Source organism: Vreelandella lionensis (genome assembly GCF_002087295.1).
Lineage (GTDB): Bacteria > Pseudomonadota > Gammaproteobacteria > Pseudomonadales > Halomonadaceae > Vreelandella > Vreelandella lionensis.
In genome coordinates, this window is record NZ_MWVI01000085.1 from 1 (window position 1) to 22580 (window position 22580).

General features: G+C 58.3%; 18 protein-coding genes, 1 tRNA gene and 11 pseudogenes. 10 read left to right on the forward strand and 20 right to left on the reverse strand.

The window, feature by feature from the left end:
• Window positions 1-241 precede the first annotated feature (241 nt).
• Complete coding sequence (locus tag B4967_RS12255) at window positions 242-598, forward strand: hypothetical protein (protein WP_139794487.1); 357 nt, start codon at window positions 242-244, stop codon at window positions 596-598.
• A 63-nt stretch (window positions 599-661) separates the two neighbouring features.
• Here B4967_RS12255 and B4967_RS12260 read toward each other — a convergent pair.
• A protein-coding gene (locus B4967_RS12260) for an IS3 family transposase (protein ID WP_139794488.1) occupies window positions 662-1767 on the reverse strand; the annotation gives its coding sequence in 2 pieces (ribosomal slippage) (window positions 662-1524 and window positions 1524-1767; 1107 coding nt in all).
• A gap of 339 nt (window positions 1768-2106) precedes the next feature.
• Window positions 2107-2183: transfer RNA gene (locus B4967_RS12265), tRNA-Arg, on the reverse strand.
• A 155-nt stretch (window positions 2184-2338) separates the two neighbouring features.
• On the opposite strand from B4967_RS12265, the gene B4967_RS12270 reads away from it, so the two are divergent.
• From B4967_RS12270 to B4967_RS21375, 3 genes and pseudogenes are all read left to right on the forward strand, one after another.
• On the forward strand, window positions 2339-3337 hold the full coding sequence (locus tag B4967_RS12270) for a TRAP transporter substrate-binding protein (RefSeq protein ID WP_083025458.1): 999 nt from the start codon (window positions 2339-2341) through the stop codon (window positions 3335-3337).
• Window positions 3337-3861, forward strand: coding sequence for a TRAP transporter small permease (locus B4967_RS12275; RefSeq protein WP_083025460.1), 525 nt, complete (start codon window positions 3337-3339; stop codon window positions 3859-3861). Before B4967_RS12270 ends, B4967_RS12275 begins: the two co-directional genes overlap by 1 nt.
• A pseudogene (locus B4967_RS21375) lies at window positions 3858-5123 on the forward strand (TRAP transporter large permease). Before B4967_RS12275 ends, B4967_RS21375 begins: the two are co-directional and overlap by 4 nt.
• Before the next feature lie 94 nt (window positions 5124-5217).
• On the opposite strand, the gene B4967_RS21010 reads toward B4967_RS21375, so the two are convergent.
• The 6 genes and pseudogenes from B4967_RS21010 to ureC all read right to left on the reverse strand — a co-directional run bounded on the left by B4967_RS21010 (window position 5218) and on the right by ureC (window position 10972).
• Window positions 5218-5784 carry a methyl-accepting chemotaxis protein gene (locus tag B4967_RS21010; RefSeq protein ID WP_340638768.1) on the reverse strand — a complete coding sequence of 189 codons (567 nt, stop codon included), beginning with the start codon at window positions 5782-5784 and terminating at the stop codon, window positions 5218-5220.
• Between the two features lie 8 nt (window positions 5785-5792).
• Window positions 5793-6944, reverse strand: a complete 1152-nt coding sequence (locus tag B4967_RS21015) for a cache domain-containing protein (protein ID WP_340638769.1) — start codon at window positions 6942-6944, stop codon at window positions 5793-5795.
• 324 nt (window positions 6945-7268) lie between these two features.
• Window positions 7269-7902, reverse strand: a pseudogene (gene ureG, locus B4967_RS12290) (urease accessory protein UreG).
• A 26-nt stretch (window positions 7903-7928) separates the two neighbouring features.
• Window positions 7929-8642, reverse strand: a pseudogene (locus tag B4967_RS12295) (urease accessory protein UreF).
• Window positions 8632-9167, reverse strand: a pseudogene (gene ureE / locus B4967_RS12300) (urease accessory protein UreE). Before ureE ends, B4967_RS12295 begins: the two co-directional pseudogenes overlap by 11 nt.
• A gap of 157 nt (window positions 9168-9324) precedes the next feature.
• Window positions 9325-10972: pseudogene (gene ureC / locus B4967_RS12305) on the reverse strand (urease subunit alpha).
• On the opposite strand from ureC, the gene B4967_RS19580 reads away from it, so the two are divergent.
• Window positions 10862-11107, forward strand: a complete 246-nt coding sequence (locus tag B4967_RS19580) for a hypothetical protein (protein WP_243470564.1) — start codon at window positions 10862-10864, stop codon at window positions 11105-11107. The pseudogene ureC and the gene B4967_RS19580 overlap by 111 nt on opposite strands.
• 87 nt (window positions 11108-11194) lie before the next feature.
• Here the strand turns inward: B4967_RS19580 and B4967_RS12310 are convergent.
• From B4967_RS12310 to B4967_RS12320, 3 genes and pseudogenes are all read right to left on the reverse strand, one after another.
• Window positions 11195-11517, reverse strand: a pseudogene (locus B4967_RS12310) (urease subunit beta).
• 23 nt (window positions 11518-11540) lie between these two features.
• Window positions 11541-11843, reverse strand: coding sequence for an urease subunit gamma (gene ureA / locus B4967_RS12315; protein ID WP_083025462.1), 303 nt, complete (start codon window positions 11841-11843; stop codon window positions 11541-11543).
• A 33-nt stretch (window positions 11844-11876) separates the two neighbouring features.
• Window positions 11877-12759: pseudogene (locus B4967_RS12320) on the reverse strand (urease accessory protein UreD).
• Window positions 12760-12904: 145 nt separating this feature from the next.
• On the opposite strand from B4967_RS12320, the gene B4967_RS19585 reads away from it, so the two are divergent.
• Both B4967_RS19585 and B4967_RS19590 read left to right on the forward strand, forming a co-directional pair.
• The gene (locus B4967_RS19585; protein ID WP_243470560.1) at window positions 12905-13174 is read left to right on the forward strand and encodes a PepSY domain-containing protein; all 270 of its coding nucleotides are present in this window, start codon (window positions 12905-12907) and stop codon (window positions 13172-13174) included.
• Window positions 13171-13353 (forward strand): PepSY domain-containing protein, encoded by a 183-nt coding sequence (locus B4967_RS19590; protein WP_243470561.1) that lies wholly within the window; start codon window positions 13171-13173, stop codon window positions 13351-13353. The genes B4967_RS19585 and B4967_RS19590 overlap by 4 nt, the downstream gene beginning before the upstream one ends.
• Window positions 13354-13482: 129 nt before the next feature.
• Here the strand turns inward: B4967_RS19590 and B4967_RS12330 are convergent, their stop codons facing one another.
• From B4967_RS12330 to B4967_RS12335, 3 genes are read right to left on the reverse strand one after another with little or no spacing between them, the layout of a single operon-like run.
• Window positions 13483-13884 carry a copper chaperone PCu(A)C gene (locus B4967_RS12330; protein ID WP_243470562.1) on the reverse strand — a complete coding sequence of 134 codons (402 nt, stop codon included), beginning with the start codon at window positions 13882-13884 and terminating at the stop codon, window positions 13483-13485.
• 60 nt (window positions 13885-13944) lie between these two features.
• Window positions 13945-14100, reverse strand: a complete 156-nt coding sequence (locus B4967_RS20470) for a diguanylate cyclase domain-containing protein (protein ID WP_279384713.1) — start codon at window positions 14098-14100, stop codon at window positions 13945-13947.
• Window positions 14094-15305: a diguanylate cyclase gene (locus B4967_RS12335; RefSeq protein WP_279384714.1), complete on the reverse strand. Its 1212-nt coding sequence runs from the start codon at window positions 15303-15305 to the stop codon at window positions 14094-14096. The genes B4967_RS20470 and B4967_RS12335 overlap by 7 nt, the downstream gene beginning before the upstream one ends.
• 260 nt (window positions 15306-15565) lie before the next feature.
• Between B4967_RS12335 and B4967_RS21020 the strand changes: the two genes are divergently transcribed.
• Genes B4967_RS21020 through B4967_RS12345 form a run of 3 tightly spaced genes read left to right on the forward strand, consistent with a single transcriptional unit; the run spans window position 15566 to window position 16477 of the window.
• Window positions 15566-15874, forward strand: coding sequence for an antitoxin Xre-like helix-turn-helix domain-containing protein (locus B4967_RS21020; RefSeq protein ID WP_340638770.1), 309 nt, complete (start codon window positions 15566-15568; stop codon window positions 15872-15874).
• Entirely contained in the window at window positions 15804-16016 is a 213-nt protein-coding gene (locus tag B4967_RS19595) for an antitoxin Xre/MbcA/ParS toxin-binding domain-containing protein (protein ID WP_243470563.1), read from the forward strand. The genes B4967_RS21020 and B4967_RS19595 overlap by 71 nt, the downstream gene beginning before the upstream one ends.
• Window positions 16013-16477 (forward strand): RES family NAD+ phosphorylase, encoded by a 465-nt coding sequence (locus B4967_RS12345; RefSeq protein WP_083025464.1) that lies wholly within the window; start codon window positions 16013-16015, stop codon window positions 16475-16477. Before B4967_RS19595 ends, B4967_RS12345 begins: the two co-directional genes overlap by 4 nt.
• 16 nt (window positions 16478-16493) lie before the next feature.
• On the opposite strand, the gene B4967_RS21025 is transcribed toward B4967_RS12345, so the two are convergent.
• The 6 genes and pseudogenes from B4967_RS21025 to urtA form a co-directional block, all read right to left on the reverse strand.
• The gene (locus B4967_RS21025) at window positions 16494-16817 is read right to left on the reverse strand and encodes an ATP-binding cassette domain-containing protein (protein ID WP_422821856.1); all 324 of its coding nucleotides are present in this window, start codon (window positions 16815-16817) and stop codon (window positions 16494-16496) included.
• Window positions 16735-17202 (reverse strand): ATP-binding cassette domain-containing protein, encoded by a 468-nt coding sequence (locus tag B4967_RS12350; RefSeq protein ID WP_340638772.1) that lies wholly within the window; start codon window positions 17200-17202, stop codon window positions 16735-16737. The genes B4967_RS21025 and B4967_RS12350 overlap by 83 nt, the downstream gene beginning before the upstream one ends.
• Window positions 17202-18037, reverse strand: a pseudogene (gene urtD / locus B4967_RS12355) (urea ABC transporter ATP-binding protein UrtD). Before urtD ends, B4967_RS12350 begins: the two are co-directional and overlap by 1 nt.
• Window positions 18034-19180: pseudogene (gene urtC, locus B4967_RS12360) on the reverse strand (urea ABC transporter permease subunit UrtC). Before urtC ends, urtD begins: the two co-directional pseudogenes overlap by 4 nt.
• A gap of 3 nt (window positions 19181-19183) precedes the next feature.
• Window positions 19184-20794 (reverse strand): annotated as a pseudogene (urtB, locus tag B4967_RS12365) (urea ABC transporter permease subunit UrtB).
• Window positions 20795-20877: 83 nt separating this feature from the next.
• Window positions 20878-22229, reverse strand: a pseudogene (gene urtA / locus B4967_RS12370) (urea ABC transporter substrate-binding protein).
• Between the last annotated feature and the right edge of the window lie 351 nt (window positions 22230-22580).

Below are 22580 nucleotides of genomic sequence, written 5' to 3' on the forward strand. Positions count from 1 at the left end.
AATATCGGCAGTTATTCAGACCTTCCCTAAAAAAACAAATGTCGAAACTTCCCTGAACAGCTATATCAACAGCCCACCTCCAAGCGCACACTTTAGAGTGACGAGGCCACACTGATTTTTTTACACCAAAGGGGTTGCCACCATTTAAAAACCACGATAATAAAGAAGTCACACTTACTTAAAGCATGATGCCTTTAGATAGTAAGCAAAAGCACTCCCACAAAATAAAACAGGTATTTTGATGCTAAAAGAGCGTGTTTCAAGAAAGGTTCCACTGTCGCATATCGAGGTGAGCAGATACCTACCGCCCGCGGTGCGGCGCCTTTTATTAGCCCGCCCGCCATTTTTGCAAGCGATTCAAAGGATGACCGACGATGCTCTAAAAGCCTATATCCTTCAGCACCCTCCTGTTGTCTACGAAGCCAAGAGGGGCAAAAAACATGACGATCCGCTGTTTTGTATTGCGAACCTGCATGCCCTGTATATAGCGAAAAACCGCTTTCACGGCAGTGAGAAGGTGCACGTCACACTGGTAAAAGCACCGCCCAGTCAACAAACGAATGCGGTTGCTCTGTTTTTCGCGTTATCTGCGGAATGAATCGCCCCGGGTATTCTAGACACCCGTTAGGCTCTTAAAGTAACGCCTTTCATACTCAACCGGTCACAAGTTATCACTTGTGCCGTGTCGGCGCTTTGGGTTGTCGAACATTTCAATGTAATTGAACACGTCGCGTCTAGCCGCTTCCCGTGTCGAATAAATCTGTCGCTTGATCCGCTCTCGCTTGAGGAGTTGAAAGAAGCTTTCAGCAACGGCGTTGTCATGACAGTTGCCACGTCGGCTCATGCTGCCCACCAGGTGATTAGCTTTCAAAAAGCTTTGCCAGTCTCCACTGCTAAACTGGCTTCCTTGATCCGAATGCACCATCACAGTTCCTTGCGGCTTGCGTCGCCAAACTGCCGACAATAAAGCATCCAGCACTAACTCCGTGGTCATACGTGACTTCATCGACCAGCCAACCACTTGACGAGAAAACAGGTCGATAACCACCGCTAAGTAAAGCCAGCCTTCGTACGTTCGGATGTACGTAATATCCGTCACCCAAACAACATTGGGCGCTGTTACTTCAAACTGACGGTCTAAATGGTTGGGTGATACGATGCCCGGTTTTCCACCGCCATAGCAGCCAGGGCGTCGTCGATAGCCGGTCTGAGAGCGTAAGCCTTCTCTACGCATCAGTCGGGCCACTCGGTGCTTACCGCAGGCTTCGCCAGCCTCACGCAAATCCTGGTAGACCTTGCGATAGCCATATACACCGCCGCTTTCAAGCCACGCATGCTTGATCAATCCCAAGAGGCGCTGATCATCCCGGTCTCGATTAGACAGTGCTTTTTTGCACCATGCGTAGTAGCCGCTAGGGTGCACGGGCATCAGGCGGCACAAGCGACGTACCGGATATTGGCCCGCATGCTTTTGAATAAACGCGTACCTCAGTCGGACTCCCTGGCGAAGTACGCGGTGGCCTTTTTTAGTATATCTCGCTCTTCTGACACGCGTTTTAGTTCAGCCTTCAAACGACGGTTTTCAGCTTGGAGATCAACATCTTCTTGTCGTTGTTCTACCGGCTTATCGTAGCGCTTGATCCAGTGGTACAAGCTGTGGCCTGACACGCCTAAACGCTCAGCGACCTCGGCCACGCGATGGCCACGCTCTACCACCTGTTTAACGGCTTCGATTTTGAATTCTTCAGTGTAACGGGGACGGCTCATGGATCCTCCTAGATACCTTTAGTATAAGGCCTGGAGGTGTCTCCGAAACCCAGGGCGATTCAGCCCAAATATCAGACCTACTATACATGCAAGATAAGCTCATTTTTTTGGGGATAGTCATACAAAAAGTGAAGGACAACTCTATCTGCAATGGGTAAACAGCGGCTGTAATACCAGATCTGACGCTAAAAATGCTTTTGGCAGGTCTCACGCTTATACAAAACCTGCCGTGCGCTTACATTGGAATTGCTTTTTGTGGTTATTAGAGTGGTTACAGCCGCCAACACCACAAAACAAAAGGGCCTACGCGTTAACGCAGGCCCCTTTTCACACAAATTTTGGCGCGCCCGCCAGGAATTGAACCTGCGACCTTCGGCTTCGGAGGCCGACACTCTATCCAACTGAGCTACGGGCGCTTTGGGTGCGTATCGTACCCGTGTGGGCGGGCTGTGTCTAGCGGCGGGGGGGTTTTAGACCGCCTTATGATTGACCGTTTTCCCTGCGGTGGTGCATGCTCTGGGGGCACTTTTGCACCTCTTAACCACCCTTGGTCATATTGGGAACATAATAAATGAAAACATTTGCACGTAGTACGCTGTCACTGGGCATCTCACTGGCGCTGTTGAGCGCCGCGAACGCCAACGATTTTGCGGATATGGACCCGCTAACGCTGCGCCTCGCCCACGTGGTGAACGAGCAGGATGGCTTCCATATTGCCGCCACCAAGTTCGAAGAGCTGGTGGAAGAACGCACCGATGGGAAGGTGAATATCGAGATCTTCCCCAACACCTCGCTGGGCGATGAGCGCACGCTGCTGGAAGGCATGCAGATCGGTTCCGTGGATATGGGCGTGATTACCAACGGACCGGTGGCCACCGTTGTGGAAGAGATGGCGGTTGTTGAACTGCCGTTCCTGTTCCCCTCCCCGGAAGCCGCTTATAGCGTGCTGGACGGCCCCATCGGCCAGGAACTACTGGATAATCTGGCAGACGTGAACCTGAAAGGCTTGGCTTACGCCGAGCGCGGTTTCCGTAACCTGACCAACAGCGAGCGGGCGGTGAATTCCCCGGAAGACCTGGATGGCCTGCGCATCCGCGTGATGGAAAACCCCGTTTACACCGACACCTTCCGCGAGCTGGGTGCCAACGCGATCCCCATGGCATGGACCGAAGCGCTCACCGCTATGCAGCAGGGCACCATCGACGGCCAGGAAAACCCGGTGAACGTGATTCACTCGTTCAAACTGGATGAAACCCAGACCTACATGACGCTCTCCCGCCACACCTACGCCCCGGCGATTTTTGTAATGGGTATGCCCGCCTGGAACCAGCTCCCCGAAGCCGCCCAAGCGGTATTGGAAGAAGCCGCCCAGGAAGCTGCCGAGCATGAGCGCCAAGTGAACGCGGATATGGAAGCCGAGCAGCTGGCAGCACTGCGCGAAGCAGGCATGGAAATTAATGACGCTCCGGATATGGAAGCCTTCCAAGCCGCCGTTGCGCCGGTATACGAGAAGTACGGCGAGCAGTTTGGTGATTACCTGCCGCGTATCCAGGAGGCGCTGCAACAGTGATGTCGTTTGCACAGCCTCTTTTGACGCTGCTGCAACGCATTGAACGCGGGCTGGATGCCATCATCCAGCCCGTGGTGTTTGCGGGCATGGCAGCTTTAATTGGCGTAATCACGCTACAGATCGTCTCGCGGGTGCTGTTCAGCGCCGTGGGCTGGACCGAAGAGGTCGCGCGGTTTCTGCGGGTGTGGATCACCTTTTTAGCGGGCACGCTGGCGTTGCAGCGCGCGCGGCATATTGCCATCAACTTTGCGGTGGATGCCCTGCCTCTACCGCTGTGTAAGCTGGCCAGGCTCGCGGCGCTGGCGATTGTGGTGGCGTTTATGATCACGCTGATCGTGATTGGCTACCGCTATATGCAGGTGCAGAGCTTCCAGAAGTCCGCTTCGCTGCGACTCTCGATGACGTATGTGTATGCGGTGATGCCGCTCGCGGCGGGCATCATGGCATGGTACGCCCTGGTGGACATGGTCGAGGTACTGGTGAACGGTGAACCCACGGCAGCCGACCAGGAGGAGCCGCTATGACGCTGGTACTCTTTGGGCTGTTCTTCCTATTTATGCTGCTGGGCGTGCCGATTGCCTTCGCGATTGGAGCCAGCTCGCTCTACGCGCTGTACCAATCCGGCGTGCCGTTGATGGTGGTCACCCAGCAGATGTTCCAGGGCATTAACTCCTTTGCTCTGGTGGCTATTCCAATGTTTATCCTAGCCGGAGATTTAATGGCCCAGGGCAAAGTCAGCGAGCGGCTGGTGAGCTTTGCCGATTCGCTGGTGGGCTTTATGCGCGGCGGGCTGTCGGTGGTTTCGGTGATGGCGGGCATGTTCTTTGCGGCCATTTCCGGCTCCGGCGCGGCTACTACCGCAGCGGCGGGTTCAAGCCTAGTGCCAGAGCTTTAAGCGCAAATGCTACGACCCTGCTTCAGCGGCTAGCTTAATTGCTGCCAGCGGCACCATTGGCGTGGTGATTCCTCCGTCGGTGCCGATGATTATCTACGCGGTCATTGCCCAGCAGTCGGTTTCGTCGCTGGTTCTTGAACGGCTTTTTACCGGGGCTGGCGATGGGTATAGCGCTCATGACCATTGCAATTACCCAGGCGTATAAACGCAAGTACCCGAAAGGTACGCCGCTCTCACTGGCCACTATTTGGCGCACGTTAAAAGCAGCCAGTTGGGGGCTGATGACGCCGGTGATTATTCTTGGGGGGTATCTTCTCGGGGATTTTCACGCCGTCGGAAGCGGCCGTGGTGGCGGTAAACTACGCGCTGCTGGTGTCGCTGTTTGTGTATCGGGATTTAACCCTGCCTCAGGTGTATAAGCTGCTGATTCGCTCGGCGATGACCACGGCGGTGATTATTCTGGTGATTGCCATGTCGGCGGTGCTGAGCTGGACGCTCTCAAGCTGGCAGGTGCCCGGCGCGATTGCCCAGGCGGTGCTGTCGCTCTCCACCAACCCTTACGTGATTATGCTGCTGGTGGTGGCGGTGGTTCTGCTGACCGGGGTGTTTATCGAACGGCCAGCGCTTTGATCATTCTGACCCCGGTGCTGCTGCCGCTGGTGCTGCAGCTGGGCATCGACCCGATCCACTTCGGGCTGATCATTGTCGTTGGGGCTATCGATTGGCATGATTACCCCACCCGTGGCGATCAACTTGTACGTGGCGTCGTCCGTCACCCAACTGCCGCTAGAGCGCATTACCCGCGCCATTATCCCCTACTTGCTAGGGCTGATTAGCGTGCTGCTGCTGGTGCTTTACGTGCCCATACTGCTGGGCTGGTCGGGTCGTTAGCGCTAACTAAGCGTAGCTAAACAGCGCCACTAGTAGAAAAGAAAAAGGGGCTTGCCGTTTGGCAAGCCCCTTTTGATTGATATCACCTCATAGCTTAAAACTCTTCCCAGTCGTCTCCACCAGCTTTAGTGGGTGCAGGCTTAGAGGAGAGTGCCGGGCGCTTGAGCTCTTGGCTGGTCCGGGACCGGCTGGCAGGCAGCGCTTGGCGCGACTGGCCTTTCAACTGGGGTGTTGTCTGGCTTTGTGAGTCGTCTTCCCCTAATACGCAGGAGTTGACTAGCTCATTAAGGTGCTCAGCGTGGCGGCGCATATCCGCAGCGGCCGTAGTGGACTCTTGCACCATGGCAGCATTTTGCTGGGTCATGGTATCCATTTCGGCCACGGCGGTGTTGATCTGGCCAATACCGCTGCTCTGCTCTTTGGCGCCTGCACTAATCTCGCCAATCACATCGGTGACCTTCGAGACGCTTTCCACAATTTCACGCATGGTGGCGCCCGCGTTACGCACCAGTTCCGCACCGGTGTGGGTGTGCTGCACCGAGGCATCGATCAGCGCGCGGATCTCTTTAGAGGCATTACTAGAACGGCTAGCCAGGGTGCGTACTTCTTGAGCAACCACCGCAAAGCCACGGCCATGCTCACCCGCACGGGCAGCTTCCACCGAGGCGTTTAGCGCCAGAATGTTGGTCTGGAAGGCATCGCATCAATCATGGTGATGATTTCACTGATGCGCGTAGCCGAGTCGTTGATATCGCGCATCGTGTTTTCTACCTGCCCCATGGCCTCTTCACCCTGGTGGGCCACTTCCGCAGTGGACTGCACCAGCTTGTTGGCCTGTTGGGCATTGTCAGCACTGTGGCTCACAGTGGACGTAATCTCTTCCATAGAGGCCGAGGTTTGCTGCAGGTTGGCGGCAGCCTGCTCGGTACGTGTGGCTAGATCTTCTGAGCTTCGGGAACTTTCCTCGGCTGAGTAGAAAACGCTGGTGGTACTGCGGCGAACATCACGCAAGGTATCCTGCATACGCGCTACAAACGCGTTGAACTGTACGGCGAGGTTACCGATTTCATCATTGCCTTCCAACGCTAGGCGGCTGGTGAGATCCCCCCGGCCTTGCGCAATATCCCTCATCGCATCAGCGGTACGCTTTATCGGCCCGACAATACGACGCACAAAGCCAAAGGCCAGCAGAGCAATAGCTGCAAATAGTGCATCGCCCAACAGCGTTGCGAATATAATCGCATTTCGTAGGTCGGCAGCGGCAGCAGCCTCTAACTCGGCCATTGCTTCATCAACATCTGTTACATACACACCAGCGCCTACAATCCAGCCCCATTTTTCTAAACGATCAATGTAGGAGTGCTTGGGCTTAGTCTCATTGGTACCGTGGTATTCCCACGGGTATTCGTAAAAACCACCGCCATCTTGGCCAACTCGAATGAAATCCCGCACGATATAGGTGCCATCAGGTGCTTGCAGGTCTCTCAGGTTTTGACCCTCACGCTCCGGAGAGTGAGGCAATACGATGTTGGTACCGTCGTACCCATATACGAAAATATAGTTTTCGCCTTCAAAGCGCATGGAGCGCAGCATTTCAGCAGCGCGCTCCTTTGCTTCACGGTCATTGGCACCGGCGTTTTCATAAATCGGGGCGATAGCCGTTGTTGCCATCTGCACGATATCGCGCACTGCGGCACGACGCTCTTCAATTAACAGCTCGCGCTGCCCTACTAGAGCCTCGTGCGTGTCCTTGGCACTGCGATACGCTTCAAAGCAGACCAAGACAACGGAGACCAACAGCAAGGGGAGTAATACCAGCATCAGCACCTTGGTAGGCAAACCCAAGGCCCAACGACTTCTCTTCTCAGAAGTAGCCATCATGTTCGAGTTCTAGCCTCATCAAGTGGGAAATATGCGGTGTATTCGGTGTTTTGTTTATCGGCACAAAGTGTGTCAGCTTTAGTCACTTCTCATGATTTTTTACTTTAGGAACAATAAATTAATGCGACAAAACAGATTTTCATAACATAAGTTAAGGATATCAATAACCTATCAGTTCATTGTAGAACTGTGGCTGCCAGGGATGGCCCGTTTCAGCACGCTGATAGCCATGAAACAACGCTGCTCAGTTAGAGAAGAACAACCTTACGCTAACGCCGCCTGTGGGCGACGCTCGTCCAGCATGCCTTTATCGAGAATAAAGCGGATGATCTCTTCAAGCCCGACGCCATCGTAGAGGTTGGTGAACACGAACGGGCGCTCGCCGCGCATCTTTTTCGAGTCGCGCTCCATCACTTCCAGTGAGGCGTGGACCTGCTCGGCAATATCGATTTTGTTGATAATCAGCAGGTCGGATTTGGTGATGCCGGGACCGCCTTTGCGGGGAATTTTGTCGCCTGCCGACACGTCGATCACGTAGAGCGTTAAATCAGAAAGCTCGGGGCTAAACGTTGCCGGAAAGGTTGTCACCACCGGACTCCACCAGCACTGGACCCAGCTTGGGATGACGGGCGTGTAGCTCATCAATCGCCGCTAGGTTCATCGAGGCATCTTCACGAATCGCCGTGTGCGGGCAGCCGCCGGTTTCTACACCGAGAATACGGTCGGCGGGCAGCGCATCGTGCTTGAGCAGGAAATCGGCGTCTTCGCGGGTATAGATATCGTTGGTGACAACGGCAATGTCATAGTGGTCTCGCAGCGCGGTGCAGAGCTGCTTGAGCAGGGCGGTTTTACCTGAACCGACCGGGCCACCCACGCCAACGCGTAAACAGTGAGTCATGGTTTTCTCCTAAATAACAACGCTCGTTAGCTTCTAAACAAACGGGAATATTGGGTTTCGTGTAGGGCGCTGGCCAGCGCGACGCCGGGCAGCGCAGGGCCAAGCTCGTCATCGTCTAGCCGCTGGGCCTTCTCGACGGCATCACCAGCTCGCCACGTAACTGCTCGATAATGCGCTGAGCAGCGGTGTGCCCCAGCGGCAGCGCTTTACAGGCCACCGCGAGTTGGTTTTCCAGCCACGCCCAGCCAAAGCCGAGCTGCGCTTGACGCACAGGGATGCCGCGCTGGTAAGCCGCCCAGGCAAACAGGGTCACATAGCCTGCCTGCACCGGTAGCAAGGGCGTGAGTGAGTCTTCACTGGGCAGCCCTTCATGTTTGGGTAATAGGTCGAGCCGGCCCAGCAGCCGCTTCAGCGATGCGCCCAGGCGGCTCTCTTCAGCGGCCAGTTCAGCGGTTTCACGGGTGGCAGCCAGCCAGTCGTCCCACTTTGACACCGCCGTGCTATCCTGCTGCTCGAAAGCGCGATATAGCCGCTCGATCAACGGTAGCTCACAGCAGCTTATGCCATCTTCCAGCACGCCGGATAGCCAATGAGACAGGCTTTGCCTCATCACTCACCCAGCCCCGTTCAAAGGCGCTCTCCAACCCTTGGGAAAAAGCGAAGGCACCGATGGGCAGCGCGGGACTGACGAGCTGCATCAGCCCTAGCAGGGCGAGGTCTGAGGGCTGTTCAGTGGGCATGGTGGTGCTCATGCGCGTGATCGTGATCGTGATCGTGGTCATGGGAATGACTATGCGAATGGCTGTGCGAATGCCCACCGCCCACTTGGTTGTAAGCGCCCGGTTCGGGGTCGAAGGTGGCGTTGTGGTGCTCAAGCGTGGCACCCAGCAGCTCGGCCAGCTCCTCGAGGACGTGGTCGGGCGGGAAGCGTACCCAGCCGCCTTGCTCATCTTCCCCCAGTGCGAGCTGCACATGGCGGTTGCCGAGGTGGTAAGCCAGCCGGGCCAGCGGTAAGCCAGTACTCACTCGCGCGGTCACCACGGGTTCAATGGCGGCCCCAAATGCGCACGATCTCGCCATTTTCCGCTTTCAAGCCTTCGCCATCGCGCAGCACCGGGGCCGCGATCCAGAAACAGCCCCAGCGGCTGGCCGCTGTCGCTTTCGGCTTTTAAGCGGCCGCGAATGCGTAGTTCAAAGGGCAGTGTCAGCGTGTCGCTGGCGGTGCCCTCATCTATGGGGCCGAGGCGTTCAATCAGTTTCAACATCGATATCGTCCTGGTATAGCCTTTGAGGCTCGCCCGGGGCAGCCCTACGAGAGGGCGCTGTGAATACATCCCTGTACGCTACTTTTGCCATCCATGGCAAAAGACCCTCTCTACGGGCTGCTCCCGGCTCTCGTGTCACGTGGGGTATGCCCTACATTCAAAACAAGTGATACCGCTGCGCCAGCGGTAGCTCGGTCGCGGGTTCGCAGGTGAGCAGTTCGCCGTCGCAGCGCACTTCGTAGGTTTGCGGGTCGACGGTGAGTTCTGGGCAGGCATCGTTGAGCTTCATATCTTTTTTACGCACGCCGCGCACGTTCTTACAGGCGGAAAGCGTGCTTTGTAAGCCAAGGCGCTCTTTAATGCCCGCGTCAATCGCCGCTTGGCTGACAAAGTTGAGCCGTGTTTGGCTGGCGGCGCGGCCAAAGGTGCCGAACATGGGGCGGTAGTGCACCGGCTGCGGCGTGGGGATGGAAGCGTTGGGGTCGCCCACCGGTGCCCCGGCAATCATGCCGCCTTTCAGAATCAGTGCGGGTTTGACGCCAAAGAAAGCGGGCTTCCACAGCACCAAATCCGCTAGCTTACCGACTTCAATCGAGCCGACTTCATGGGCAATGCCATGGGTAATGGCGGGGTTGATGGTGTACTGGCGATATAGCGCTTGGCGCGCAGGTTGTCGGCCCCTAACGCTTCATCTTTCGGCAACAGGCCGCGCTGCACTTTCATTTTGTGGGCGGTTGGCCAGGTGCGGCAGACGACTTCACCTACGCGACCCATGGCCTGGGAGTCGGAGGCGATCATCGAGATCACGCCCAAGGTCGTGGAGGATATCCTCGGCGGCGATGGTTTCGCGACGAATGCGTGAATCCGCAAAGGCGACATCTTCGGGGATATTGGGGTCCAGGTGGTGGCAGACCATGAGCATGTCGAGATGCTCGTCGATGGTATTCACCGTGTAGGGCCGCGTGGGGTTGGTGGAGGACGGCAGCACGTACTCCTTGGAGCAGGCAGTGAGAATGTCCGGGGCGTGGCCGCCGCCTGCGCCTTCGGTGTGGTAGGTGTGAATGCCGCGCTCTTTAAACGCCGCCAGGGTGTCTTCCACGAAGCCGGATTCGTTGAGCGTATCGGTGTGGATGGCGATCTGCACATCGTACTTTTCCGCCACGCTCAGGCAGGTATCAATCGAGGCGGGGGTAGTGCCCCAGTCTTCATGCAGCTTGAGACCCATCGCGCCCGCTTCCAGCTGTGCTTCGAGCCCTTCTGGCAGGCTGGCGTTGCCTTTGCCGAGCAGACCGATGTTCATGGGCAGGTCGTCCACCGCTTGAAGCATCTTGCCAATGTGCCACTCGCCGGGGGTGCAGGTGGTGGCGTTGGAGCCGGTAGCAGGGCCGGTGCCGCCGCCCAGCATGGTGGTAACACCGCTCATCAGAGCTTCTTCCACCTGCTGGGGGCAGATAAAGTGGATGTGGGCGTCGATGCCGCCTGCGGTGAGGATTTTGCCTTCGCCAGCAATCACTTCGGTGCCGGGGCCAATAACGATCTCCACATCCGGCTGGGTATCGGGGTTGCCTGCTTTACCAATGGCGGCGATGCGGCCGTTTTGCAGACCTACATCGGCTTTGACGATGCCCCACCAGTCTAAAATCAGTGCGTTGGTGATCACGGTGTCCATCACCGAGGCGTCCCTGGCGCTGGCTTTGGCCCATGCCATCGCGGATCACCTTGCCGCCGCCGAACTTCACTTCTTCACCGTAGTGGGTGGCGTCTTTTTCGACTTGAATCCAAAGCTCGGTGTCGCCCAGGCGCACGCGGTCGCCTACCGTGGGGCCGTACATATCGGCGTAGGCGCGCCGACTGATTCTGTTTACCGGTTTCATGTATTGCCTCTCCTAAAAGATGAAGCTTGGCACTGGGGAGGCCATCACTCATGGGACACGCTGTGAATACGTCCTTGTACGCTTGGCTGCGGCATCCATGCCGCAGACAGTCCCATGAGCGATGGCCTGCCGATGCCTAATCGCCTTACGCCATTAGTTTTTTAGAGGACGATCCAGCGGCCCCATCACATCGCCACGGAAGCCGTAGATTTCCCGCTTGCCGACGAACGGAATCAGCGTGACTTCGCGGGTTTGGCCAGGCTCGAAGCGAATGGCGGTGCCTGCGGCGACGTCCAGCCGATAGCCACGGGTTTTATCGCGGTCAAACACCAGCGCGGGGTTGGCTTCAGCAAAGTGGTAGTGGGAGCCAAGCTGAATGGGCCGGCGCCGGTATTGGCCACCTCTACGCTGATGCGTTCGCGGCCCGCACACAGCTCGATATCCCCCTCTTGTAACTGATACTGTCCTGGAATCATGGCGCTCTCCTAACGGTGGATGATTAGTTGATCGGCGTGTGAACGGTGACCAGCTTGGTGCCGTCGGGGAAGGTGGCTTCCACCTGTACTTCATCGACCATCTCCGCCACGCCTTCCATCACGTCGTCTCGGGTGAGGATTTCGCGGCCGTAGCCCATTAAATCCGCCACGCTGCGGCCATCTCGCGCGCCTTCCATAATCTCAAAGCTGATCAGCGCTACCGCTTCGGGGTAGTTCAGTTTTAAACCACGCGCTTTGCGGCGCTCGGCAAGCTGGGCGGCGGTAAACAGCATCAGCTTGTCTTTGTCTCGTGGGGTCAGTTCCATGGAGTGTCTCCAGCGTTATCAGCGTGTTGCCAATTAAGTTAGCCAAATGCGCGGCGTATGCGCTTCGCGCCCGATCCAGCGCGGCCGTAGCAGGTGCCAGGCCTGTTCACACAGCGCCCAGGCTTCGTTACGGGATGTGCCTAGATAGCGCATCAGCAGTACGCCGTGGAGCACGGTTACCGCCCAGCGGGGGTTATCCGGCAGCGCTTCGCGCAGTGCTTCAATAGCCACAGCGGCAGCGTCAATACCCACCCCCCAGAGCGTGGCCTGCACCGTGGCGCCGCCCTGCCGCAGCGGCCCGCAAAGCGTGGGTGTGCGGGGTCCAGGGGCTGGGTTTCAAGCCACAGCGGCTTGCCATCCAGGGTTAAGCGAAAGTGCTGTTCGATGCGCCCCGTGACATAGGGCAGATCGCTGGCCGGGCGTCCGAGCGCCATCACTTCCCAGCCTAGGCAGCGGGCATTACCCTGCAGCGCAATATGGGTGCGCTGAGTCCCCTTTGAGCCGTTAAACGCGATGGTTTCCTGGGGTAGCCACTCTAAGGTGCCGCCCTCTTCTACCGTCAGCTCGGTGTGCTGCGTCCAGGCCACGCCTTGGCTGTCGGCTTTGTAGAGCTTATTGGCAGCGGGCGTGGTGAGCAGCGCATGGGCACCGCGCTCTACATGGGCGCGGATGGGCAGCGCATCACCGCTCACGAGCCCGCCGGGCGGGTGCAGCACGTAAATGTGGCACCTTCCTGGCTGCCTTCCGGGTAGAAGGGGCGCTGTACCCGTAACGGCCCTTGGTGGCGCGCCTGAATTAGCCTTGTCACGTCGTCGCGGTTGGCAAAGCGCAAGGCCAGCGAGGCGGCCCAGCGGCGCTCGGCGTCAAAGCGGTGGCCGGAACCAGCAGCGGGTGGGGCAAGTTCGCTCAACATCATGGGGCGCTGTCGCTTCCTTGTGGATTCATCATTGCCTTATAAATGCAAAGAATGCGCCAAAATGGTGAAAGGCGCTTTTTTACCGTCATAAAGACCTTTTTTTGAGCCTCAACCCTCTTGCCCAGCCCTCCAATGCACCAAATATGTGCATATAGCCATCACATTGCACCTAACCGGCGAACGGCTGGCCGTGTACGTCAATCCCTATACGGCTGAGGTGCTTGGTTCGCTGGATGACCGGGGAACGGTGATGTGGCCCGTTCGCTACCTGCATAGCTTCAAGTTCTTCGGTCAAACCCCGCGCAAGCTGATTGAGATTGCCGCGGGCTGGTCGATTTTGTTAGTCGCCACCGGCATTTATCTCTGGTGGCCGCGCAACGGCAGGGGCGGCGTGGGGAGCCGCTGCTCGATATGAGCTACGCCGACTATGGCCCGCTAGACCGCTGGCTGGAGTTTGGGATTAACGTTCACTTGGGGCAGGAGTTTGGGCTTACCAATCAGCTTTTCCGGCTGGCGGTATGCATCGCCATCATCGTGATGTGCGTGGCCGCAGGCGTGATGTGGTGGAAGCGTCGCCCCGCTCGCCAAGGCTAACAGGGCGATGGGCCGACTTAGTGCGCCGCGTGCCCATGATCATGGGCACCTTCATGGTGGCTCCCTTCCGGAGAGGCACCCACTGGCAGCACCTGAAGTTCGATCTCCATCGGCTCGGCGTGCTGGAACTCAAACCGTCACAGGGACAGGTTCACCCTCAACGATGGGAGAACCCAGTTCCATCAACATCAAGTGTAAACCGCCCGGCGCTAGCGTCACGCTCTCGCCCGCCGGTAGCTCAATGCCACCGGGCAGGGGTGCCATGCGCATCACATCGCCGTCCATCTCCATAATATGAATCTCGACACGCTCGGTGATCGGGCTGGTCGCCCCCAGCAGCATGTCATCGCCATCGCCGTGATTGGTAAGGGTGACAAAGCCACCGCCCGCTCCGGCCCCCGGCGGAGTGGCGCGTGCCCAGGGGTGGGCAACCTCAATAGAGGATGCCTGCCCCGCCATACCTTCTGGCGGGCACCACCATGATGGGCGGCCGATAGCGGTGCGCTTATTAACAGCATCGTTAGTAGCCACACAACCTTTGACGGCATTATGCGCTGCGGAAACATGATTCTCTCCCCAATCAATCCGTTACTAGCAGACAACCACTCGGTCGCGACCACTGCGTTTCGCCTGGTACAGCGCTTGGTCGGCGCGCTGCATCGAGCGTTGGTAGTCTGGGTGGCCATCATGAAGCGTAACCCCGACGCTCACCGTGACGTTCAATAGCGTATCGGCAGCGGCTAACATCGGCTCTTGGCCACCGCGTGGCGCAGCCGTTCGGCAAACAGTCGGCTGCCGTCTTGATCCGTATCCACCAGCACAATCAGAAACTCTTCACCGCCCATACGAAACACGTAGTCGCCACCTCGGGTCGAGCGGTCAAGAATTCTGGCCACCTGCTGCAGTACGTTATCGCCAGCATCATGGCCATGGGTGTCATTAATTGATTTGAAGTGATCAATATCCACCATGAGCAGCGCAAAACACTTTTCCGAATGCCGGGCGATCTCTATTTCACGGCTCAGCACCACCGAGAGGAACTTGCGATTGAGCAGACGCGTCAGGCTATCGCGGCCTGCTTCGAGCCCCGAGGCGCGATCCAGAACGTCATCCAACAGCATCAAGATCGTGCGAGCCGCATCGCGAATGCTGCTCAACGCAGTCAGGCGACGCTGGCTGTCTGAGTCGCCTAGCTGGGCGAGCCACTCCTCGTCCACGCGACGAACATGCTGTGAAATGGTGGTAATTTCCGGCGCGCCCTCAAAGGCGTGGCACGCTTTATGGTGATACCAAAGCCCAAACTCGGAGCTGGCTAATCGGGGTAAAGCCGTCGTTGCCTGCTGCGCAGCCACGGCAAACATCAGTGCGTTCTCCCAATCGAGCAGTGCGGAGCGCTGTCGCTCGCGCTCATCGCCGATGCTCTGGGTTAAAGAGAACAGCTTATAGGCTTCTTCCATACGGGTATTACGATTATTCGCCACTGAATAGGCATGGCTCATTATTTCCATGGCCATATCAATATGATCAGACACGTAAACCGCTGCATCACCGGAAGAGAGTTCAGCGCTAAAGGTGCTGTTAATGTGCTCATAAAGCGCCTGCTTTAGCTGCCGTGCGCCATTAAGTACCAAGTTCACCGGGATATCGATACGCGCATGCACCTGGCCGACTTTTTCCTGCTGCTCGACCAGGGATTCGAAATCGGCGTGCTCGACGGCAAACATAGCGCTGAGCCAGCGCTGCATGGAGGGGTGAAGCCGGTTTTTCACCTGCTCATTGGAGAGAAACAGCGACGCGTGGGGGTCTTCCAGCATCACTTGATAGAAATGATCGGCAAAGATATCGCGGCGGGATTCCACCAGTGTCTCCACCGCTTGGCGTAGCGCCAAAGGCGTGCGCTCCAGGAGTGACTGCCACTCGGCAGCGAGCTGATGTTTGTCTTTATAACGCATATCCCACCCGATGGTTATTGTTGAAACCCGCCATATTACACATAAAACAGGATAGCCAATACGGACCCAACTCAGGGTTTTAAACAACCCCCCTCTTTTTTAAAGCCTACATAAGCGGACAGAGTGAGTGTGGATAATCCAACCTGACGAATAAAGCCTATTTTTATACAAGCGTTTTACCGTTCATTACCCTTGACGGAACACCAAGCCCGCTGTATATCAATTGATACATCATTGAATTATCAAACGAGTATGGCGTCATGGATATTCACTTTTCTCAATACCAGCCCCCCAAAGCGGTCGCTTCCGGATTCTGGCAGCAGATCGGCTTGCCTGCCCGGGGCCGTAAGCTGCATGAGCTGCTACATGCAGGCGTCGCATATCGTGTTTATCCCCAGCTTGCCAAGGTGTCAGGTATTGAGCAGAAAGCGCTGGCACGCTATGTGGATATCCCTTCTGCCACGCTGAGCCGCCGTGCCAAGGTCGGGCCGTTTCAAGATGGCGGAAAGCGACCGGTTATATCGCTTTGCCGAGTTGTTCAAGGCGGCGCTGGATCTGTTCGAGGGTGACGCGGAGGGTGCCCGTGCCTGGCTGCTCAAGCCCAATGCCGGGCTAGGCGGGCGTCGCCCCGTCGAAATGAGCGCCACCTCGGCGGAGTACCAAACGGTACTGAACCTGATTGGGCGGTTGGAGCACGGGGTTTCGGTATGAGCGAGGTCACCGCTTACCGGCTGGTGAAGCGCAAGTTTCAGGAGAGCGCGTTTGATGGCGAGGGTGCACGGCTTTACGGCGGGCGCTGGAACAGCCCAGGCAATGCCTGCGTGTATGTGGCAAGCTCAGAGTCGTTGGCGCTGCTGGAAATCATGGTGCATCTGGAAAGCTATCGGCTGCTCAACGCCTATGCGCTGCTGCGCCTGACGCTGCCAGCAGAGAGTATTTTACGCGTTGGCTTCGAAGACCTACCGGACCACTGGCAGGAAGCGCCAGCACCTGCGGAAACCGCCGACCTGGGCGATGGCTGGCTGGCAACCGGCCAGAGTTTGGCACTGGCGCTCCCCAGCGTGGTGGTGCCGAGAGAGCTTAACTACATGCTCAACCCGGCCCACCCCTTATTCGAGCAAGCCATTGCCACCGCCGAGGAACTGCCGTTCCAACCCGATCCACGGCTGTAAACCGGGTGTGGATAACTCAAACGGTCAAATGCTGCTTAATCAGCTCGTTAGATAGTTCGCTGATCTCGCCTTTGGCCACCGGGCGGCCGCGATCCATAATCACGAAGCGGTCGGCGTATTTACGGGCGAAGGGCAGCTTTTGCTCGACCAGCAGCACCGTTAAACCATCCTCTTTGATCAGTTGGCGAATCACCTGGCCGATTTGGGCGACGATATTAGGCTGAATGCCCTCGCCGGGTTCATCAAGAATCAGCAGCTTAGGCTCGATCACCAGCGCGCGGCCGATGGCGAGCTGCTGCTGTTGCCCGCCGGATAAATCGCCGCCCCGGCGGTGCTTCATCTCTTTCAGCACCGGAAACAGCTCGTAGATACGCTCGGGGCTTTTTTTCAGCCCGTCGCCCCGGGCGGCCAGGCCCGGTACGCAGGTTCTCCTCCACCGTCAGCAGCGGGAAGATCTGTCGCCCCTGGGGCACAAAGCCGATGCCCATGCGCGAGCGCGCTTCCACGGCTTTTTTGGTGAGTTCGATCTCACTGCCATCGCCCTGGTAGCGCAGCTGGCCGCTTTTCACCGCGACTTCGCCCATGATGGCTTTCATCAGGGTGGTTTTACCCACCCCGTTGCGGCCCATCACGCAGGTGCACTGACCGGCGGGCACGCCTAGGTCTAAGTCCCACAGCGTATGGCTCTCGCCGTAGAACTGGTTGAGCTTTTCAATCGCCAGCATCAGGCGCTCTCCTCTTCATCCAACCCTAAATACACCTCGACCACTTTGGGGTCGTTGGAGACCTCGTCCATACTGCCTTCGGCCAGCACGCTGCCCTGGTGCAGCACGGTCACCTTGCGCGCAATCGAGCGCACAAAGCCCATGTCGTGCTCTACCACCACCACCGACTGCTTGCCAGCAAGGCCGGTGAGCAGCTCGGCGGTGCGCTCCATCTCCTGCTCGGTCATCCCGGCCACCGGCTCATCCACCAGCAGCAGGCGCGGGCGCTGCATCAGCAGCATGCCAATCTCCAGCCACTGCTTCTGGCCATGGGAGAGAATCCCGGCGGGCTGGAAGCGCAGCGCGGTCAGGCCAATGGTTTCCAGCACGTCATCAATGCGGTCTTTGATCTCCCCGGTCATGCGGGCGGTCAGCGTGGGGAAGATGCGCTTGTCGGCAGCCATCCCCAATTCCAGGTTCTCGAATACGCTGAGCGCTTCGAACACCGTGGGCTTCTGGAATTTGCGGCCAATGCCGAGGCTGGCGATTTCCGGCTCGTTCATCTGCAGCAGGTTATGGCGGCTGCCCAACCACACGCTGCCTTCGGTGGGGCGGGTTTTGCCGGGATGATATCCATCATGGTGGTTTTACCGGCCCCGTTGGGGCCGATAATGCAGCGCAGCTCGCCGTCGTCGATGGTCAGGTTCAGGTTATTGATCGCCTTGAAGCCATCAAAGCTGACGGGGACATCTTCCATATACAGAATCGGGCCGTGGCGCACGTCGACCGGCGAGGCCTCTGGTGCCATAAAATCAAACACCCGATCCCGCGCTTTTAGCGATTGTAATAGGCTCATGCGGCGGCCTCCTTGGGTGGGTGATCATCCTCTTTACGGCGCTTTAGGTGGCCTAACAGCCCCGCTACACCTTTTGGCAGCAGCACCGTGACCAACACGAATAGCGCACCCAGGGCGAATAACCAGGCGTCGGGCATAATGCCGGTGAAGATGGTTTTGGCGTAGTTGACCAAAATCGCGCCGATCACCGCGCCGTACAGCGTGGCCCGGCCACCCAGCGCCACCCACAAAACAATTTCAATCGAGAACAGCGGCGAGAATTCGCTGGGGTTAATAATGCCCACTTGCGGCACATAGAGCGCCCCGGAAAGGCCCGCCAGCATGGCCGAGACCACGAAGACACAACAGCTGGAAGCGCTCGACGCGGTAGCCAATAAAGCGCGTGCGCGCTTCGGCATCGCGAGTAGCCACACATACCCGGCCCAGTTTGCTGGTGACGATTGCCCGGCAGAGGATATAGCCCAGCGCCAGCGCCACGCCGGTGGCGATAAACAGCCCCAAGCGCGTGGCATCGCTACGCAGGTTAAAGCCCAGCAGCTCGCGGAAGTCGGTCAGGCCGTTATTGCCGCCAAAGCCCATCTCGTTGCGGAAGAAGGCCAGCATCAAGGCAAACGTGAGCGCCTGGGTAATGATCGAGAGATACACCCCCGTCACCCGTGAGCGGAAGGCCAAAAAGCCGAACACCAGCGCTAGCATCCCCGGTGCCAGTAGCACCATGGCAAAGGCGAACCAGGCCATATCGAAGCCGTGGCAGTACCAGGGCAGGCTGTCCCAGTTGAGGAACACCATAAAGTCCGGCATTAACTGGTGGCCGTAGGGGCCGCGGTGACCGAGTGGGCGCATCAAGTACATGCCCATGGCGTAGCCGCCAATGGCAAAAAACGCCCCATGGCCCAGGCTCAAGATGCCCAGGTAGCCCCATACTAAATCTACCGCGACCGCGAGCAGGGCGTAGCTTAGGTACTTGCCGAACAGGTTAACGGTGTAAGCGTTCACATGCAGCGGATGCCCCTGGGGCACCGCCAAATGCAGCACGGTGACCAGCAGCAGCGCGGCAAACAGCACGCCGAGGAAGGTCTGAGTGGCCCGCTCACCGAACGGTCGGGTGAGCCAAAACTGGCTGGATGTTGCTTGCGTCATCATGGGTTAGCCCTCCGCAGCCCGGCCCTTCTGCGGGAAGAGTCCACGCGGGCGTTTTTGAATAAACAGAATGATGAAGACCAGCACGATAATCTTGGCCAGCACCGCGCCCGCCCAGGGTTCCAGCACCTGGTTCATCACCCCCAGCGAGAGCCCTGCCACCAGCGTGCCCCACAGGTTACCCACGCCGCCGACCCCCCCCACCATGAACGAGTCGATGATGTAGTTCTGGCCCAGGTGGGGGCCCACGTTGGGGAGCTGGGAGAGCGCCACGCCCGCCAAGCCCGCCACGCCGGAACCCAGCGCAAAGGTCATGATATCCACGCGGGTGGCGCGAATACCCATAGAGCGCGCCATAGCGCGGTTCTGGGTAACGGCACGCACTTCAAGCCCCACGCGGGTGCGACGCAGAATCAGCATCAGCGCAGCGAACACCACCAGCGCAAAACCCAGCACAAACATCCGGTTGAGGGTCAGCGAAAGCGCGTCGTTGATGACCAGCGAGCCGCTCATCCACTCCGGCGTCACCACGGTGCGGTTGAGCGGTGAAATCACCGTACGCACCAGTTGCTGAAGAATCAGGCTGATACCGAAAGTGGCCAGCAGGGTTTCCAGCGGGCGGCCTTTGAGGAACTGGATCACGCCCCGCTAAATGGCAATGCCCACCAGCGCGGCCACCATAAAGCCCGCCGGAATCGATAGAATCAGCGCCAACCCGGGCTGGCCCGGCAGCAGTTGCTGCATCATCCAGGTGGTGTAGGCGCCTAACATCATTAGCTCGCCGTGGGCCATGTTGATCACGCCCATCACGCCAAAGGTAATCGCTAAGCCAATCGCTGCCAGCACCAGCACCGAGCCCAAGCTCAAGCCGAAATAGAGCGTTTCCAGGCCGCGGTTAATCTTGAGCTGCTGCTCAATGCCTGCCAGCGCCGTCGCTGCTGCCTCGGCAACAACAGGGTCGTCGCTATTAGCCGCACGGCCTAACGCCACGCGAGCACGCTGGTGAAGGCTGCCGGTAAGCGCCTCGACACCCGCCATCTCGCCCTGCTCGGCGCGGTAAATCGCCACCGCCTGAGCTAAGCGCGTGCGAGCGTACTCATCTTCCGCGTCGGCAATCACCGGCGTCAGCGTCTCGGCCAGCTCGCCGTCCACTTCGCCCAGCAGACGGTCGGCGGAGGTACGGCGGCGCTCTACGTTAGGCGAGTAGAGGTCCACCACGGCAATGGCGCTACGTAGCTGGTTACGCAGCGCATTGTTGATGCCGATACGGTCCAGGTCGCGGCGGGACATTTCGCCCAGCGGCTCGTTGGTCAGCGCACCCGCCACCGGCCAGTCGCGGCCACGGTTCTCGAGCACCAGCACAAAGCGGCCATCGTCGGTGCGTTGTAGGCGGCCATCCAGCAGTGCCTGCAGCCAGTCGCGGGCGCGCTCGTCATCGCTTTGTAGAATAGCGGTAATGGCTTCGCCTTTATCGCGGTAGGAGTCCACATCCAGCGCGGTCAACAGCGCGAGTGCTGCTTGGTCATCGGGAGTCGAGGAGCTGCTTTGTGCCTGCGCCGACACGGCGGTGCCGAGTAGCATCAGGCACAGCAGCCCCAAGGAAAGGAAACGCCTCATGGGGTTCTTCCTTTGGTGATCAAATGGGAGAGGTAGCGTGCTCCCCTACTGCGCCATTGCGCTGGCGCAGTAGGGGACGAAAGTTACTCGGCGAGCGCTGCTTCGGCTTCTTCTGCTGCGGTGCTGCCAGCACAGGAACCGTTCACAACGTTAAAGTGGCCGCACTCCATGGGCTTGCGCCAATCAGCGATCAGGTCACGGGAGCCCGGCAGGTAATCCGACCACGCATCACCGGCCACGGTAGAGGGTGTTTGCCAGACGATGTCGAACTGGCCGTTATCCTGAACTTCACCAATCAGCACCGGCTTGGTGATGTGGTGGTTAGGCATCATCGCCGCGTAACCGCCGGAGAGGTTCGGCACGGTCACGCCGATAATCGCGTCTTTCACCGTATCCACATCGGTGGTACCCGCTTTACGCACCGCTTCCGCCCACATGTTGAAGCCGATGTAGTGCGCTTCCATGGGGTCGTTGGTCACCGCCATCTCGTCACCGGTATGCTCAATCCAGGCGTCGATAAAGTCGTAGTTGGCGTCGGTATCCACGCTCATGAAGTAGTTCCAGGCGGCCAGATGGCCCACTACGGCCCGGTGTCGATACCGGACAGCTCCTGCTCGCCCACCGAGAAGGCAATCACCGGAATGTCGGCGGCATCGATGCCTTGGTTAGCCAGCTCGCGGTAGAACGGCACGTTGGCGTCGCCGTTAATGGTGGAGATCACGGCGGTAGGCTTGCCCTCTTCGCCAAAGCGGCGGATTTCGGAGACGATGTTCTGCCAGGCCGAGTGACCAAACGGCGGGTAGTTGACCATGATGTCTTCTTCGGCCACGCCGTGCTCATCTTTCAGGAATGCTTCCAAGATGCGGTTGGTGGTGCGCGGGTAGACGTAGTCGGTGCCGATCAGCGCGAAGCGCTCGATACCGACTTCGTTGATCAAATACTCAACGGCAGGAATGGCCTGCTGGTTAGGGGCGGCACCGGTGTAGAAGACGTTTTCAGACGACTCTTCGCCTTCGTACTGAACCGGGTAGAACAGCAGGCCATTCAGCTCTTCCACCACCGGCAGCACCGCTTTACGGGAAACGGAGGTCCAGTTGCCGAAGATCACATCCACTTCTTCCTGGGCCAGCAGTTCACGTGCGCGCTCGGCAAACAGCGGCCAGTTAGACGCGGGGTCGACCACCACGGCTTCTAGCTGACGGCCCAGCAGGCCACCGGCTTCGTTCTGCTGCTCAATGAGCATTTCCACGGGGTCTTTCAGGGTGGATTCACTGATAGCCATGGTGCCAGAGAGCGAGTGCAGAATGCCGACTTTGATAGGGTCGTCGTCTTGGGCCACCGCTTGCGCGCTGGCGCCCATCACAGCGGCGGTGATCCGGGCAGTGGCGAAACGGCTAAGGGGACGTGGGTGTGTCTTGCGCTGGAGTGTGGGCACTTGAACCTCCTTGCGCCCCTTATGGTTGGGGCTCGTGTTTGGGGTACCGCGGCCAAGCGTTGTCGTTATTGAGGCGACGGGGCACTTGGTGCGTCCACTCGTGGGTCGCGAGTTACAACTCGTATTCACACGTCGCTATACACACTGCAAGGGGTGCGCCAATGTGGAACAAAGGCCACTATTAAAAATACAATCAATCACTTAGCCGTGTACAAAAAACACAACTCAGGCGGCTTGGCACCAAGATGGCGCAACGCGGCGGCTCGCATGCACGATATTCATGCACCAACACAGCGCTTTGCACCACCAGCGTAGATTCACTATATGAGTAGGGTGAGGCGTTACCGCCTC

Bases quoted from the DNA above. Each gene is read 5' to 3' on its own strand.
- B4967_RS12255 (WP_139794487.1), top strand. From the start codon at position 242: ATGCTAAAAGAGCGTGTTTCAAGAAAGGTTCCACTGTCGCATATCGAG.
- B4967_RS12270 (WP_083025458.1), top strand. From the start codon at position 2,339: ATGAAAACATTTGCACGTAGTACGCTGTCACTGGGCATCTCACTGGCG.
- B4967_RS12275 (WP_083025460.1), top strand. From the start codon at position 3,337: ATGTCGTTTGCACAGCCTCTTTTGACGCTGCTGCAACGCATTGAACGC.
- B4967_RS21015 (WP_340638769.1), bottom strand. From the start codon at position 6,944: ATGCTGGTATTACTCCCCTTGCTGTTGGTCTCCGTTGTCTTGGTCTGC.
- ureA (WP_083025462.1), bottom strand. From the start codon at position 11,843: ATGGAACTGACCCCACGAGACAAAGACAAGCTGATGCTGTTTACCGCC.
- B4967_RS19590 (WP_243470561.1), top strand. From the start codon at position 13,171: ATGAGCTACGCCGACTATGGCCCGCTAGACCGCTGGCTGGAGTTTGGG.
- B4967_RS20470 (WP_279384713.1), bottom strand. From the start codon at position 14,100: ATGTTAGCCGCTGCCGATACGCTATTGAACGTCACGGTGAGCGTCGGG.
- B4967_RS12335 (WP_279384714.1), bottom strand. From the start codon at position 15,305: ATGCGTTATAAAGACAAACATCAGCTCGCTGCCGAGTGGCAGTCACTC.
- B4967_RS21020 (WP_340638770.1), top strand. From the start codon at position 15,566: ATGGATATTCACTTTTCTCAATACCAGCCCCCCAAAGCGGTCGCTTCC.
- B4967_RS19595 (WP_243470563.1), top strand. From the start codon at position 15,804: ATGGCGGAAAGCGACCGGTTATATCGCTTTGCCGAGTTGTTCAAGGCG.
- B4967_RS12345 (WP_083025464.1), top strand. From the start codon at position 16,013: ATGAGCGAGGTCACCGCTTACCGGCTGGTGAAGCGCAAGTTTCAGGAG.
- B4967_RS21025 (WP_422821856.1), bottom strand. From the start codon at position 16,817: ATGAAGCACCGCCGGGGCGGCGATTTATCCGGCGGGCAACAGCAGCAG.
- B4967_RS12350 (WP_340638772.1), bottom strand. From the start codon at position 17,202: ATGCTGGCGATTGAAAAGCTCAACCAGTTCTACGGCGAGAGCCATACG.